Origin of the sequence: Pseudozobellia sp. WGM2, from assembly GCF_017810075.1 — a bacterium.
Lineage (GTDB): Bacteria > Bacteroidota > Bacteroidia > Flavobacteriales > Flavobacteriaceae > JADNYK01.
In genome coordinates this window covers 87331-102579 of record NZ_JADNYK010000010.1, presented here as the reverse complement: position 1 = coordinate 102579, position 15249 = coordinate 87331, and the positions used below count along the sequence as shown (strand labels likewise).

Genomic DNA, 15249 nt, shown 5'->3' with positions numbered 1-15249 from the left:
TAAAATTTAAGTTTTCTGCTTCTTTTTTCTTGCTGCGGGAAACAGAACATTATTCAATATTAGACGATATCCGGGCGAATTGGGGTGCAGCTCAAGTTCGGTCTTCGGGTCCCCTACCCTATGTTGATAATCTTCTGGATCGTGCCCTCCATAAAATGTAAAAAATCCTTTGCCCTTTATTCCATGAATGTATCGTGCTTCACCATTTATCTTGTTTTCCCCTAGAACCAAGACGGTAGGTTTCACTTCATCTCTTTTAAAAGCAGTAGTCTGCCCCATGAAACCCTTGACCAAAGCGGTGTGGTTTTGACAGAGCATAGTAGGAACGGGATCCCACTTGGCAGAAAAATCCATTAAGGAGAAATAATCGGTCTCTTTCGGAACATTGCCCCGCTTACTGGTCATATCGATAGATGAAAACTCATATTTTAATGGGCTGCGCTCCAATATAAAGTTGTTAAAAGCAAAAGTTTTATCAAAATCGAGCTGGCTTTGGTAGTTGGCATCCGAGGGGTCTCCATCGAACATTGGTTCACAAATATCTACACCCTCGGCCGACAAAGCAATATCAAAACTGTCAGTAGCAGAGCACATGGCAAACATAAAGCCTCCGCCAATCACATAATTTCTAATTTTTTGTGCCACGGCACTCTTTTCATCCGAAACTTTTGAAAACCCCAATTTTGCAGCCAGCGCTTCCGCTTCTTTCTTTTGTTCTATATACCAGGGAGCGGTACGATAAGCCCCATAAAATTTACCATACTGCCCCGTAAAATCTTCATGATGTAAATGCAACCAGTCATAAATGGCCAACTTATCGTCTAGAACTTCTTCGTCATAAACGGTTACATAGGGTATTTCGGCAAAGGTAAGAACCATGGTTACGGCATCATCCCAAGGTTGATTCCCTTTTGGAGAATAAACGGCAATCTTGGGGGCCTTCTCTAAAATTACGGCTTCTTGGTTTTGAGATGGGCTACTGATATTATCAAGAATTGTCTGTGCTTGATCATCGGAAAGAATCTCAAAAGACACCCCTCTAATTTGACACTCTTTTCGAATAACATCCCCATCGGGCAACAAAAAAGAGCCGCCCCTATAATTCAACAACCATTGTACCTTTTGCTGTTTGGTCAACACCCAATAGGTGATGCCGTAGGCTTTCAAATGGTTCTCTTGTCCCTCGGCATCCATAGGAATAAGTATAGCAGAAGCGGATAGATGGAGTACAGAGAAAAAAACAAAAAGTACCGGAAGAAATTTTTTAAACATTAAAACGCTCTTGGTTACTCTCAAAGATACTAGAAATCGATAAGTACCCTAGGGGCAGGAGCGTTAAACATTTTACTAAAGAAATTATAAATCAAAAAGGAACATCGTCATCGCTTGGTGGCATATTGTCGTTCATAGAACTACCGAAGGCCTGATCTGCGCTGGGTAAATTTTTGGTAACAAAGGGGTTATCCTCATTATCGTTCATTTTCGATTGAAATTCAAAAGGGGAATCAAAATCGTCAAGATTATCGAACTTACCTAGTTGACCGATAAATTTCAACCGAATATTTTCAAGACCACCATTACGGTGTTTCGCTACGATAAATTCAGCTTGGCCTTGCGTAGGGCTACGTTCTTCATCATCCCACTCATCAATTTTATAGTACTCTGGACGGAAAATGAACGAAACAATATCTGCATCTTGTTCAATTGCACCTGATTCACGTAAATCAGAAAGTAATGGCCGTTTACTACCGCCACGCGTTTCTACTGCACGAGAAAGCTGAGATAAGGCGATTACCGGAATGTTCAACTCTTTGGCCAAAGCTTTAAGGTTACGAGAAATGGTAGAAATCTCTTGTTCACGATTACCACCCTTGGCATTACCACCGGCGGTCATTAACTGCAAATAATCAATTATAATTATTTTGATATCGTGCTGTGAAGCCAGACGCCGAGCTTTCGCCCTCAAATCGAAAATTGACAACGACGGAGTATCATCTATAAATAAAGGAGCCTTTTCAAGTGCCTTTACTTTTACGTTCAACTGTTCCCACTCGTGTTTTTCAAGCTTTCCTGTTCTCAATTTTTCTGAGGAAAGTCCTGTTTCAGATGATATAAGACGTGTAATCAACTGTACCGATGACATCTCACAAGAGAAAAATGCAACCCCTTGACCACCATCAACGGCAATATTTCTGGCCATGGAAAGTGTAAGAGCCGTTTTACCCATACCAGGTCGAGCGGCAACGATTATCAAATCACTGGGCTGCCACCCTGAGGTAAGCTTATCAAGCTTATCAAATCCGGTAGCGATACCACTGGTACCTTCTTTATTTGAAATCTCTTCAATTTTCTTCTTTGCTTGAATCACCAAATCCATAGCAGTTTCTGCAGAGCGCTTCAGGTTACCCTGGGTAACGTCGTAAAGTTTTGATTCCGCACTATCTAAAAGGTCAAAAACATCGGTAGATTCATCGTAAGCCTCTTCAATAATCTCGTTGGAGATTTTTATCAGACTTCGCTGAATATATTTTTGAAGAATTATACGTGCGTGGAACTCGATATGGGCGGAAGATGCCACCTTTTGAGTCAATTTTATCAAGTAAAAATCACCCCCTATCGACTCTAACTTACCATCTTTCTTCAATTGCGACGAAACGGTTAATAAATCTACCGGTTCAGAGCTTTCGAACAATTTAAAAATAGCCTCATAGATAAATCGATGTGCATCTTTATAGAAAACATCAGGATGCAGAATATCGATAACCTCATCGACACCCTTTTTATCAATCATCATAGCGCCAAGCACAACCTCTTCTAAATCAACGGATTGTGGCGGTATTTTTCCACGCTCAAGGTTGATAAGGGTTGACTTATCTATCTTACGACCGACTACAGGGTTAAATTTTTCCATGACTACGAAAGTATACAATTAACTGTCTCACTTTTGAAACTATAATTCACAAGTGTTCAACATTTGCATGTTGATAAGTTACAATTTTGTGTTGATAACAAAAAAAATCCGGAGAAAGTAATCTCCAGATTTTTCTGAGCTTGTTAAAATGGTCGGTTATCCATTATAAACGCCCATTTGGGCATACTTATCCATACGATTGGCAACCAATTCTTTTGGGGATAACTTTTCAAGTTCTTTAAAATGGGCCGATATTTTATTTTTTACGGTAGTAAAAGTCTTCTCTCGATTGGCATGTGCGCCACCTGCCGGTTCACGTACAATCTCATCGATCAATTTGAGTTTTTTCATATCGGTAGCTGTAAGTTTCAAAGCTTCGGCAGCTTGTTCTTTATACTCCCAACTTCTCCAAAGAATAGAAGAACAGGACTCAGGAGATATTACGGAGTACCATGTATTTTCTAACATCAGCACTTTATCGCCAACACCTATACCCAAAGCTCCGCCGGAAGCACCTTCACCAATAATTACAACGACAATAGGTACTTTAAGTCGAGTCATTTCCAATATATTACGGGCAATAGCTTCGCCTTGACCTCGCTCCTCGGCCTCTATACCGGGGTACGCACCAGGAGTGTCGATAAAGCAAACCACTGGTATGTCGAATTTTTCAGCAGACTTCATTAGTCTTAAGGCCTTTCTATACCCTTCAGGGTTGGCCATACCGAAATTTCTATATTGTCTGGTCTTCGTATTGTAACCTTTCTGTTGACCTATGAACATGTAGCTCTGGTCACCAATTTTACCAAGACCACCGATCATGGCCTTGTCATCTTTTACATTACGATCCCCATGAAGTTCTAGAAAAGTATCACCGCAAATCGCATTGATATAATCTAAAGTATAGGGTCTATTAGGATGTCGAGAAAGCTGAACTCTTTGCCAAGCCGAAAGGTTCTTATAAATATCCTTACGGGTTTCGGCCAGTTTCTTTTCAATCTGCTTACAGGTCTCACTGACATCGACATCGCTCTCCTCGCCAATTACCATACACTTGTCGAGTTGTTCTTCAAGTTCTTTGATCGGGAGTTCAAAATCGAGATATTCCATATAAGTAGTACAGGTTTAATTTGATGGGCAAATATAAAACATTAAGCTTATTCGATGGTTGCTTTTTTGATCCTTCTCCTGTTTTTCACTATTCCGTTGGCAATAACGGTCGAAATAATGATGGCTCCGCCCAGATAAAACAAAGGTCCCATTTTCTCACTATTCCCAAAAATAAAAAAGGCCAAAATTATACCATAAACAGGTTCTAGATTCACCGTCAGCATAACAGTGTATGGGCTGATATACTTTAAAAGCTTCACAGATGCAATAAAAGCATAAGCCGTGCAAACCGAGGCTAAAATAAAGATATAGAGCAAATCGGTCGAAGAAATTTTTAGAAGTTCTTGATTAATATCTCCTTTAAACACCAGATATAAAGTCAGAAATACAGCTCCACTCAACAACTCATAAAAAGATATAACCGATGGTCTTTCTTTCTGGATCAACTTTCCGTTCATTAGCGAGAAAATAGCGGACAACAACGCGGAAATCAAAGCCAGTATAATACCTTTCACATATTGGGCATCTACCTTAAATATGATATAAAGGCCGAAAATAACAACTAGTCCGAAGACAATCTCATAGGCCAACATTTTTCTTTTATACCAAAAAGGTTCAATCAGAGCGGTAAAAAATGCCCCTGTAGACATGGTCGCCAATGCCACGGAAACATTCGAAGCTTTAATAGCGCCAAAGAAAGTTACCCAATGAAGTGCTATGATTACCCCCGTAAAAATTAAGGAAAACAACATTTTGCGAGATACCTTGAGGTTGTAGCGTCGATAAAAAATAAAACCAAGAACACATAAGGTAGCCAGCAGCATGCGGTACCATACCAGAGGTAACGCATCGATGGTTATTAATTTTCCCAACACCGCCGTAAAGCCCCATATAAAAACTATAAAATGTAAGTGCAGGTAATTTTTTAGTTTCGGCTCCATAATATTAAATAGAGTCTAAACCTATCGTTTGGCTTTTTGCAAGAGAATCACGGCAAGCAACCCAAAGAAAAGATTGGGCACCAGAACAGCCAATAAGGGGGAGAACCCCGCCTGTTCGGCCAAAGTACCGAATACCTTATCGAAAAACACAAAAACAAAGGCTACTAAAATACCAAACGCCAAGTTTACCCCCATACCCCCTCTTCGCTTGACAGATGACACGGCTACAGCAATCAGAGTAAGTATGAACGCGGTTATCGGTAAGGCCCAACGCTTGTATTTCACTAACACATAGGCATTAATGTTAGATGCCCCTTTCGCTTTCTGGTCTTTAATAAAATTGTTGAGTTCAAAAATGTTCTTGGTTTCCGCAACATAAGAAACCGGAGTAAGGTCTCCTATTTCAAAAGTAAACAAGGTGTCTAGTCGGCGTTTCGTTTCAACTAAGGCAGTGTCTCTTAAAAGCTTTCTTTTTTTATAAGTGGTGAGCCGATAAAGACTATCTTTTTCTACCCATCTTATGTTAGCGGCAGATATCTTGAATTCCAATTGGTTTTCTTCATCAAACCGTTCAAATGTAAAGTTATAGCCTATTTGTCTTGCAGGATCAAAACTGCTTACATAGATGAAGTCGGTTTCGTTCAGCTGGGTAAAAATGTTATTCGTTACCCGGTCTTGCTTCCCCTTCTTTAAATATTTGAATTTAAATTCGTTAAAACCTTTACTGGCAGGTGGCACTATGAACATGCCCATAACGAACATTACGACGGCAATTATTGAGGCCCCGATAAGATAAGGTCTCAAAAAACGATTATAAGACACCCCAGAACTCAAAATCGCCACAATTTCAGTATTACTGGCCAATTTCGAAGTGAAAAATATTATCGATAAAAACAAGAAAATAGGAAATAATAGACTGCCGATGTAAATGGTAAAATTGCCAAAGTAGATCAGCACCTCTGCCGTAGTGGCATCACTGGCCTGTATCTTACCGATCTGTTCGGCCATATGCGCCATGATACCTATAGGAATGAACAAAAGAATCATCACCGCAAAAGTGATGAGATACCTTTTAAGTATGTATTTATCGAGTATCGCTAACACTACAACCTTTTATCCATTTGTTTTACCATACGGTCTTTCCATTCAACGAAATCTCCCGCTAAAATATGCTTTCTAGCCTCACGTACCAACCACATGTAAAAACCGAGATTATGTATGGTCGCAATCTGTTTGCCCAAATATTCGTTCGCAGCAAACAAATGCCTAAGGTAAGCTTTAGAATATTCGACATCAACAAAGGTAATGCCCATTTCATCGATGGGTGAAAAATCGTCTTCCCACTTTTTATTCTTAATGTTTATAGTTCCGTTGGCCGTAAACAACATTCCGTTTCTGGCATTTCGAGTAGGCATCACACAATCGAACATATCGATGCCTAAGGCTATATTCTCTAAAATATTTATAGGTGTACCCACCCCCATCAAATATCTAGGTTTATCTTCAGGTAAAATCTCACACACCACTTCGGTCATCGCATACATTTCTTCTGCAGGCTCACCTACCGACAAACCGCCAATTGCATTACCCTCTGCACCTACACCAGCAATATATTCTGCGGAACGCTTGCGCAAATCGGTATAGGTAGAACCCTGAACTATAGGAAAAAAAGTTTGGGCATAGTCATACTCGAAAGGAGTCTTTTCTAAATGTGAAATGCAACGTTCTAACCAACGGTGGGTCATGTGCATTGAGCGCTCAGCGTATTTGTAATCACAGGGGTATGGTGTACATTCATCAAATGCCATAATAATATCGGCGCCGATAACACGCTGTATTTCCATTACCCGTTCTGGAGTGAACAAATGTACAGAACCATCGATATGAGATTTGAACTTGACCCCTTCTTCCTTTATTTTTCGATTTCCGGATAGAGAGTAAACTTGGTAGCCTCCGCTATCGGTAAGTATATTTCTATCCCAACCCATAAATTTATGCAAGCCACCGGCCTTTTTTAAAATATCGATTTTGGGCCTTAGAAACAAGTGATAGGTATTGCCAAGAATAATATCAGGATTGATATCTTCTTTCAGCTCGCGCTGATGTACGCTTTTTACCGAAGCAACGGTACCCACGGGCATGAAAATCGGAGTTTCTATTTTGCCGTGATCGGTAACCATGGTACCTGCACGTGCCTTACTTTTGGGGTCTGTGTGATGTAGTGTGAATTTCAAACTAAAAATTATGCCCGCAAAGATAATCATCTGATATGCACAAAAGCCTTAACGAAAAAATAAAGTTCGCCGCCACATATTACTCGCCACTCTATTACGTCGCATAGCCATAGGCATTTACACCTTAAATTTTCACAAAAAGAATCAAAAATAATTTAGGTGCAACTTGTAAAGCCAAAAGATTGCGATTACATTTGAAATCTACTAAAAATGAACGTCTAAAAATGGCTAAACTTGAACAATTACAGGATATCGTGGTACAAACCAGAAGAGATATCTTACGCATGGTACATAATGTAAATTCAGGGCATCCCGGAGGTTCTTTGGGCTGTACCGAATTTCTTGTCACTCTCTACAACGAAGTGATGGAGGTTAAAGAAGATTTTAATATGGATGGAGAAGGCGAAGATCTTTTCTTTTTATCCAACGGTCATATATCACCCGTTTTTTATAGCGTTCTTGCTAGAAAAGGCTATTTTCCTATTGAGGAACTGGGTACTTTTCGTTTAATCGATTCACGACTACAGGGTCACCCTACAACACATGAAGGTCTGCCAGGCGTTCGAGTGGCTTCTGGATCATTAGGTCAAGGTATGTCGGTCGGTATTGGTGCCGCATTGGCCAAAAAATTGAACGGTGACAATCATTTGGTGTATACTTTACATGGTGACGGCGAGCTTCAAGAAGGCCAAAATTGGGAAGCCATTATGTATGCTGCAGGTAATAAAGTGGATAATCTTATTGCTACCGTAGATAGAAACGGTCAACAAATCGATGGCCCTACCAATGAAGTTCTTCCGCTTGGTGATTTGACCAAAAAATTTGAAGCCTTCGGTTGGGATGTTATTGAAATAAGCGAAGGTAACGACCTAAAGGCTATTATTGCAGGTCTCGAGGAAGCAAAAAGCAGAACCGGAAAAGGTAAGCCGGTATGTATAATGCTCGATACGGTTATGGGCAACGGTGTTGACTTTATGATGTATACACATGCATGGCACGGTAAAGCACCTAACGATGAGCAGTTAGAAACTGCCCTATCTCAAAATCCGGAAACTTTAGGTGACTATTAATAGTCCATTAGAGCTTTAGGATAAATCAAATTGAAATTCAGAGTTAATTAAAAAAATCAATTCCCGATAAGAGGGAGTTTCGGCAACAATATGAAAAAATATACAGATCAAGGTAAGAACGATACGAGAAGCGGTTACGGTGCGGCCATGACCGAATTGGGCAGAACCAACCCCAATGTTGTAGCCCTATGTGCCGACTTGGTAGGTTCTTTAAAAATTCAACCTTTTATAGATGAAAATCCGGAGCGATTTTTTCAAATCGGTATTGCCGAAGCGAATATGATGGGTATCGCCGCCGGCCTGACCATCGGGGGTAAAATACCTTTCGCCAGTACCTTCGCGAACTTTGCTACAGGTCGAGTATATGACCAAATTCGCCAGTCTATAGCCTACTCTGACAAGAACGTTAAAATCTGTGCTTCGCATGCGGGAATCACCTTGGGTGAAGATGGTGCGACACACCAGATTCTTGAAGATATAGGTCTTATGAAAATGCTACCGGGCATGACTGTAATCAATCCCTGCGATTATAACCAAACAAAGGCCGCTACACTAGCTATTGCTGATTATGAGGGCCCAGTATATTTACGTTTTGGTCGACCTAAAGTCGCCAACTTCACTCCTGAAGACCAGAAATTCGAAATAGGAAAAGCCCTAATGCTGAACGAAGGTAGCGATGTAACGATTATTGCGACCGGTCATTTAGTTTGGGAAGCCCTAAAGGCTGCCGAAAGCTTAGAAGAACAAGGTGTATCTGCAGAGGTAATCAATATTCACACCATCAAGCCCTTAGATGAAGAAGCTGTGTTAAAGTCCGTTAAAAAAACGGGCTGTGTGGTTACTTGTGAAGAGCATAATTATTTAGGCGGATTGGGCGAAAGTATAGCCAGAGTGCTTGCAAATCAGCACCCTACGCCCCAAGAGTTTATCGCCACACAAGATACGTTTGGCGAAAGTGGCACGCCTGAACAGTTGATGGACAAGTATGGTCTAAATAATAAAGCTATCGAAAGTGCCGTTTTAAAGGTGATGAAAAGAAAGTGATAGTGGTATCGTTTTTGATACGCTATTCACGGTATTTAAAACGAGAACTATGAAAAAAACACTTCTTACGGCAGTTTTTGCTATGGTAAGCATTGCTGCATTTTCACAAAGCGATTCTGGAATCGGCATTAAGGCCGGACTTAACTACAGTGCCAACGGTGATTACTTTGAATCTATCGGTGATGCTGCAAGAGAACCGGATAGAAATGTCGGCTATCATTTCGGGCTATATGGCAGAGTTGGTGTCAGCCGAATCTATTTTAGACCAGAACTTGTATACACAAAGACGAAATCAGACTATCAAGGTGAAAAGTTTGACATTAGCAAACTTGACGCCCCCATGCTAGTGGGGGTAAAGGTAATAGGGCCGTTACATATTTTTGCAGGGCCCGCATTTCAATATATTCTTGATACTGAATTTGATGGTATCGGTATCAACGATATTGAAAATGATTTTAGTGTAGGTGCCAATATAGGTGCCGGACTTAATTTCGGTAAACTGGGTATTGATATTCGTTATGAAAGAGGTTTTAACGACAACGAAGCCACTTTTATCAATGATAATATTACAACCCTCGGCCCTAGTAGGGTTGATGCTAGACCTGATCAGTTAATCGTTAGCTTATCGCTTAAGATATAGAAATCACATATAATATATGTACAAAAAAACCAGACCGTCAAGTCTGGTTTTTTTAGTATAACTTCAAAATATACCTTAATTCGTATCAGAATCTAGGTAATCGACAAGGCCATCTTCATCAGCATCGTCATTATACAGATACCCATCACCGTTGGTATCTTCATCAATCGATAATTTACCATCTCCATCATGATCCGTCTCATTCTCTACAGCCAGTAAGTACATTTTAAATATCATCGGGCTATACGCTTCAATTATTGATTGGGTGCTATTATAATACCCCAAACCAGAAGGAAAGATTACAAATCCTACCCCATAATCTTCTACATCATATGTTCCATCAGAATTATCGACAGGCGGCAGGCCGCCTTTGAACAATTTCATGCCCTCAGCGAACCCTCTCGCTGGAGTGCCTGAGAAAGTTGATGTAGCCGGTGTTTGCAAAGTAGGTAAATTGAACCATTGAGGTGAATTTTCTCTACTATTATCAAAAATATCTCCAGATAACAATTGTCCTTCGTATCTAGCAAAAGCAGAATCAGCTACGGTCAATGTTTCACCTTTGCCTTCCCTTGCTATTACGTAGTAAAGTTTATGGGCAACAGTTTCATCTTCACCCTCAATAAAGAAATGACGTGATGGTACATCAACTTCTATAGTTTCCACAAACTCGCTCAAAGATTTGATATTCGTTGTATCGCCTTCAGGTATTTCCATCAAATCGATTTTATAATCGAAATCGTCGGATGGGTTGTCAAATTCCTCATAGTTATAGTAATGGGTACTAAGGTACTCTTGAATTTCAGCCTCGTCTTCAACCAAAACTTCACTAAGTGGCCTGGCAGGCTCTATGGCTACACTAGCATCGTCATCATCGCTACACGACCATATAACACTCACAAAGGCTAAAAGAACTACAAATCGGTTCATTATCATCTATCTGTCTTTAAGGGCGGCAAGATACAATTTTCCCCTATTTTTGCGGAAGCACTTAACAAAGATTTTTAATAGTTATGCGCATTGACAAATACCTTTGGAGCACTAGATATTACAAGACTAGAAATATCGCCTCTACAGCCTGTAAAAAAGGTCAAGTAAAAGTTAACGACCAAGTTGTAAAACCTTCTCGGGAGGTGTACCCCATGGATAAAATTATGTTACGTAAAAACCAGATCAATTACCAATTGACGGTCTTAGACGTACCTAAGAACCGCGTGGGGGCTAAGCTGGTTGACATCTATAGAAAAGACACCACCCCAAAAGAAGCGTTCGAACACAATAATCTTTTAAAACAAAGTAAAGAATACTACCGTAAAAAAGGAACCGGGCGACCGACCAAAAAAGATCGGCGCGACATCGAAGATTACCTCGATGACCCTGAAGATGGCATCAACCCCACTTCGAACGATATATAAATTATTACCCCGTATTAATGCTTCTTCTTTATATTTGAAATGTAAACCCGTTACTTATGGCCAATCAAATTCTTTCTCATCAGCAAATACAGCACAAAATTCAGCGCATTGCCTATCAAATCTATGAAACGAACGTTGCAGAAGAAGAAATTGTGATTGCCGGTATTGATGGCGACGGACTCAATTTTGCCAAAAAAATTCAGGATGTACTTAAAAAAATTACTGATGCCAAAATAACCCTTTGTACGGTTTATATGGATAAGGGCAACCCTTTAAAAAGTGGGGTAACAACTTCCCTCACCATAGAGGAGTACCAAAACAAAGCCGTGGTGTTGGTAGATGATGTACTCAACTCAGGAACCACTTTGATTTACGGAGTTCATCATTTTCTAAAAACGCCCTTAAAAAGGCTTAAAACAGCTGTTCTCGTTAATCGAAACCATAAGAAATACCCCGTTAAGGCTGATTTTAAAGGTATCTCGCTCTCTACCTCTCTACAAGAGCACGTACATGTGAAATTTCAAGCCAAAAATGACGTGGTCTACTTAGACTAGCCGAATTATTTCTTCCGCAATTTCTTCAGGAGTCTTATAATCACAGGTCAGAGTATGATTTGCCTGATTGTAATAAGCATTTCTCTCGAAAAGGTGCTTACCGATGAATTCGGGCAGTTCTGCATTAGGTATTTTCTGTATTAAGGGCCTTACTGCCTTTTCTTGTAGAAGTCGGGCCGTTAGGCCCGGTATCGAGACTTTCAAGTAAAAAACATGCTCCGTTGCCTTTAAGATAGTCCCCAGGTTTTTACCATAACACGGGGTGCCTCCCCCTGTTGAAAGTACAATTTTATCATTTTGGTCAAGAACCTCATCTAGGTATTGAAATTCTTTTTTTCGAAAATAAAGCTCTCCCCTATTCTTAAATATTTCCGGAATTTTCATTTGCTCCCCTTCTTCTATCACGTCATCTAAATCAAGAAAAAGAACGTTTAATTTTTCTGCAAGAATTTTACCTACTGTAGATTTTCCACTACCCATATAGCCTAAAAGCACTATTTTCATCATTTTCATTTTGTGTAAAAATCAGGCAATTATGGCTGATTTCAAAAAGAAAATTAAATTTCTCTTCAAAAGTTCTTGTCAAATTAATTAATGATCTTATATTTGCAGCCGCTAAGGCATAAACTTCTAAAGCGATTTGACTTGGTAGCTCAGTTGGTAGAGCATCTCCCTTTTAAGGAGAGGGTCCTGGGTTCGAGCCCCAGCCAAGTCACCAAAACAAAAAAACCTTGCTATTCATTGTGAAAAGCAAGGTTTTTTCTTTTATAGAAAATGTTGCTGATTATTATATTCATATCCTATGCAACCTGCCTGCTCTAGGTAGTATTTATTACTGGCTCCTCATGTATTCTAAAATTAACACTGTTAGGCATATTCGTTTATCCATATCCACGGTTTTCTATCGATAAAAAGGTAACCTTTTAGATTGGCTGCAAGAAGAATAACGAGGCAGCTCTTATATATTCTTTAAAGTTTTGCTACTACTACTTTCTTTCTAGTGCGTATTTTTTACTCGAGAACGGTAATTATTTGGGGAATTATCTACTCTTAGTTTGGTCTTGGGAAGAAATAAAAGAAAAAGTACGGCTAGTACGAAGAGAATGCTAAAAAATAACGTGATTAAGAGCATTTTTTTAGTTTGGTTTATTCATAAGGCATTTACAGCGAGCTAATTTAAACCAACCCGACCCATTGTTTCTTTCTAATCTCGTCAAGTTTTTAAGAAATACCCGTTTGTTATTAACAATGATTGTTGAAAACGTTGTAGTAAATAGAAGTTATAATAAATAACGAGACACCTAAAACAACTAATCGATTGAAAAACAATGACTTGTATGTAACTATAAATTACGAGCTAGAATAGAGGTCTAATTATAGTGTATTATTAACTATTGGTCGTTGCCTCTGCTAGGCAATACGAACCTACCAAAATACTTAGCGTGATTATTTTTCAGTTGATATTCAGATAACTTTAATTACGCTAAAATTTTTCTTATTCATCGGATTTATCCGTTCGTATTTTGAGGTAGAAGCCGATCGGTAATTTAAAGGAAAAACCCTCCCTTTTCTGTGAAAAAATCTACAAACAGAGACCTATCTTCTTTGGGTATTCATTGTTCCGCAGCTCGAGAACATCCAGCCTTTGCTTCTCGCTTAAAGTTTTGATTTCTCTAAATTTCATAACGAACCGATATATTTAGGTCATCCGCGGTCCTACCGATTATTCGCTCAATTCTTTTATCATTTTGTTCGAATAATCAATTTGACGTTGATACTCACTTGTTGCGACCTCGGTAACTTTTTTAAAGTATTCAACTGCCTTTTCTTTATTTCCATCTGATTTATAGAATTGTGCCAATCCAAAATAGCCTCCCAAATAATGTGGATATTCTGTTTTTACCAACTCAAATAGGCTAAGCGCCTTTTCACGCTCATTTTTCATATACCTAAAACCGAGAGATACCAGATCATTTTCTACAACATCGTATTTTGTAGTATCAGCTTTTAGCTGATTAAATTTTTTCGTACTATTTCCAATTCCATTCTCTTCAATGTCTTTTTCAAGCAGTACATCTGCGGGTATAGGAATTTTACCCTCTGAATAATAGCTTGCCAAGAAATTTGCTTTGCGGCCTAGTCCCCCATAATCCGTGGTATTTGTATAAATCACTACCGTAATTTTCTCTGAAGGAATTCTCAAAGCATAATTTAAAAAACCTGTAGTGCTACCCCCATGCATCACATACTTTCTATCATTTTTTATATCAATCTGCCATCCAAAACCATAGCCCTTTCCATCAGTTTTTCCCTTTTCGTTCCAATTGGAAAAAGCATCGTTTATCAAGTCTGATTTTACCAGTGTTTTATTATACAAACTATTATCCCATTGCACATAATCGGTAACGGAAGAGTAAATACCACCATCGCCTTGAATGGCCGACCATAAATTTTGGTCTTTATTTTCATATATGGTATCATTGAATTTGTACCCATAGGCACGATTCTTGATCGGGTGGCCTTTAACATAAACGGTGCTATTCGTCATACCCGTTTTTTCAAAGATTTCTTGATGCATAAACTCTTTAAAAGATTTGCCCGAAACCCTTTCTATAATCATGGCCAAAACTGCATAGCCCGAATTACTGTAATTGAATTTGGAATTCGCCGGAAATAAAAGACTGTCTTGCTGCACTAGAAGGTCGAGAACCATTTTATCAACCAGTTGTTCTTCTGCATCATGGGGGTATAGTTTAGAATATTCTTGCAAGCCAGACCGATGCGTAAGTAGGTTTTTAATTGTAATTTCTTTTCCGTATTCGGGAAACTCAGGTATTACTTCTGTCAATCTTGAGTCGTACTTTAATTTCCCCTGGTCAATCAGAATCAAAATACCCATGGCGGTAAACTGCTTTGTTACCGATCCAAGGCGATAATTTGTTTTACAATTGGCCCGAATTTTATTTTCTAAATCAGCATAGCCGAAACTTTGACAATCTTCAATTTGGCCATCTTTAATGACAATGAAACTTGCGCTCGGTTTTTCCCCTATATAATCTTTGAATAGAAAATTTATAATTTCTTGTTTCGTTTCGTTCTTTTCTGCTCGTTTCTCGGAAGGCTTGCCCCCACCAATAAGAATTAAAAGTACTAATGCTAAAGGTGTATATTTCATTTTCTATTAATTATGTGCGAGTTACCTACAAAATAGCAATAAAGAAATTTTCATTTCACTAAAATTCTGAAAACCAAAAGCTAATAATATAAAATTATCTTTTCTTAAGTACCCAACTTATCAGATTTCATATGACAATTTTCGAAGAAATCAAT

Annotated in this window: 14 protein-coding genes and 1 tRNA gene; 6 read left to right on the top strand and 9 right to left on the bottom strand. The window is 39.1% G+C overall.

The features are described from left to right. Nucleotides 1–6: 6 nt before the first annotated feature. The 6 genes from IV512_RS18475 to tgt form a co-directional block, all read right to left on the bottom strand. Nucleotides 7–1272, bottom strand: a complete 1266-nt coding sequence (locus tag IV512_RS18475) for an asparagine synthetase B (protein WP_209406061.1) — start codon at nt 1270–1272, stop codon at nt 7–9. 91 nt (nt 1273–1363) lie between these two features. Then, nucleotides 1364–2911 (bottom strand): replicative DNA helicase, encoded by a 1548-nt coding sequence (dnaB, locus tag IV512_RS18470; protein ID WP_209406059.1) that lies wholly within the window; start codon nt 2909–2911, stop codon nt 1364–1366. Nucleotides 2912–3067: 156 nt separating this feature from the next. Next, entirely contained in the window at nt 3068–4021 is a 954-nt protein-coding gene (locus IV512_RS18465; protein ID WP_100869114.1) for an acetyl-CoA carboxylase carboxyltransferase subunit alpha, read from the bottom strand. Nucleotides 4022–4068: 47 nt separating this feature from the next. Then, nucleotides 4069–4965 carry an EamA family transporter gene (locus tag IV512_RS18460; protein ID WP_209406079.1) on the bottom strand — a complete coding sequence of 299 codons (897 nt, stop codon included), beginning with the start codon at nt 4963–4965 and terminating at the stop codon, nt 4069–4071. Between the two features lie 18 nt (nt 4966–4983). After that, on the bottom strand, nt 4984–6066 hold the full coding sequence (locus IV512_RS18455; RefSeq protein WP_209406057.1) for an LptF/LptG family permease: 1083 nt from the start codon (nt 6064–6066) through the stop codon (nt 4984–4986). Further along, nucleotides 6066–7196: a tRNA guanosine(34) transglycosylase Tgt gene (tgt, locus tag IV512_RS18450; protein WP_209406055.1), complete on the bottom strand. Its 1131-nt coding sequence runs from the start codon at nt 7194–7196 to the stop codon at nt 6066–6068. The genes IV512_RS18455 and tgt overlap by 1 nt, the downstream gene beginning before the upstream one ends. 194 nt (nt 7197–7390) lie before the next feature. Here tgt and IV512_RS18445 point away from each other — a divergent pair, with 194 nt between their 5' ends. From IV512_RS18445 to IV512_RS18435, 3 genes are all read left to right on the top strand, one after another. Next, nucleotides 7391–8266 carry a transketolase gene (locus IV512_RS18445; protein ID WP_256439328.1) on the top strand — a complete coding sequence of 292 codons (876 nt, stop codon included), beginning with the start codon at nt 7391–7393 and terminating at the stop codon, nt 8264–8266. Nucleotides 8267–8356: 90 nt separating this feature from the next. Continuing rightward, nucleotides 8357–9310 (top strand): transketolase family protein, encoded by a 954-nt coding sequence (locus IV512_RS18440; RefSeq protein ID WP_209406051.1) that lies wholly within the window; start codon nt 8357–8359, stop codon nt 9308–9310. 49 nt (nt 9311–9359) lie between these two features. Then, nucleotides 9360–9950 (top strand): porin family protein, encoded by a 591-nt coding sequence (locus IV512_RS18435; protein ID WP_209406049.1) that lies wholly within the window; start codon nt 9360–9362, stop codon nt 9948–9950. A gap of 75 nt (nt 9951–10025) precedes the next feature. Here IV512_RS18435 and IV512_RS18430 read toward each other — a convergent pair whose 3' ends face one another. Beyond that, the gene (locus IV512_RS18430; protein ID WP_209406047.1) at nt 10026–10880 is read right to left on the bottom strand and encodes an FKBP-type peptidyl-prolyl cis-trans isomerase; all 855 of its coding nucleotides are present in this window, start codon (nt 10878–10880) and stop codon (nt 10026–10028) included. Nucleotides 10881–10963: 83 nt separating this feature from the next. Between IV512_RS18430 and IV512_RS18425 the strand changes: the two genes are divergently transcribed. Together IV512_RS18425 and IV512_RS18420 are read left to right on the top strand one after the other, a co-directional pair. Next, nucleotides 10964–11365, top strand: coding sequence for an RNA-binding S4 domain-containing protein (locus IV512_RS18425; protein ID WP_209406046.1), 402 nt, complete (start codon nt 10964–10966; stop codon nt 11363–11365). Nucleotides 11366–11421: 56 nt separating this feature from the next. Next, nucleotides 11422–11919, top strand: a complete 498-nt coding sequence (locus tag IV512_RS18420) for a phosphoribosyltransferase family protein (protein WP_100869122.1) — start codon at nt 11422–11424, stop codon at nt 11917–11919. Here IV512_RS18420 and IV512_RS18415 read toward each other — a convergent pair. Continuing rightward, nucleotides 11911–12423, bottom strand: a complete 513-nt coding sequence (locus IV512_RS18415; protein ID WP_209406044.1) for a shikimate kinase — start codon at nt 12421–12423, stop codon at nt 11911–11913. The two genes, IV512_RS18420 and IV512_RS18415, sit on opposite strands and share 9 nt — an antisense overlap. Before the next feature lie 138 nt (nt 12424–12561). On the opposite strand from IV512_RS18415, the gene IV512_RS18410 reads away from it, so the two are divergent. Then, a tRNA-Lys gene (locus tag IV512_RS18410) sits at nt 12562–12637 on the top strand. Nucleotides 12638–13642: 1005 nt separating this feature from the next. Here IV512_RS18410 and IV512_RS18405 read toward each other — a convergent pair. Further along, nucleotides 13643–15094, bottom strand: a complete 1452-nt coding sequence (locus IV512_RS18405; RefSeq protein ID WP_209406042.1) for a serine hydrolase domain-containing protein — start codon at nt 15092–15094, stop codon at nt 13643–13645. Between the last annotated feature and the right edge of the window lie 155 nt (nt 15095–15249).

Bases quoted from the DNA above. Each gene is read 5' to 3' on its own strand.
- IV512_RS18475 (WP_209406061.1), bottom strand. From the start codon at position 1,272: ATGTTTAAAAAATTTCTTCCGGTACTTTTTGTTTTTTTCTCTGTACTC.
- dnaB (WP_209406059.1), bottom strand. From the start codon at position 2,911: ATGGAAAAATTTAACCCTGTAGTCGGTCGTAAGATAGATAAGTCAACC.
- IV512_RS18465 (WP_100869114.1), bottom strand. From the start codon at position 4,021: ATGGAATATCTCGATTTTGAACTCCCGATCAAAGAACTTGAAGAACAA.
- IV512_RS18440 (WP_209406051.1), top strand. From the start codon at position 8,357: ATGAAAAAATATACAGATCAAGGTAAGAACGATACGAGAAGCGGTTAC.
- IV512_RS18435 (WP_209406049.1), top strand. From the start codon at position 9,360: ATGAAAAAAACACTTCTTACGGCAGTTTTTGCTATGGTAAGCATTGCT.
- IV512_RS18430 (WP_209406047.1), bottom strand. From the start codon at position 10,880: ATGAACCGATTTGTAGTTCTTTTAGCCTTTGTGAGTGTTATATGGTCG.
- IV512_RS18425 (WP_209406046.1), top strand. From the start codon at position 10,964: ATGCGCATTGACAAATACCTTTGGAGCACTAGATATTACAAGACTAGA.
- IV512_RS18420 (WP_100869122.1), top strand. From the start codon at position 11,422: ATGGCCAATCAAATTCTTTCTCATCAGCAAATACAGCACAAAATTCAG.
- IV512_RS18415 (WP_209406044.1), bottom strand. From the start codon at position 12,423: ATGAAAATAGTGCTTTTAGGCTATATGGGTAGTGGAAAATCTACAGTA.
- IV512_RS18405 (WP_209406042.1), bottom strand. From the start codon at position 15,094: ATGAAATATACACCTTTAGCATTAGTACTTTTAATTCTTATTGGTGGG.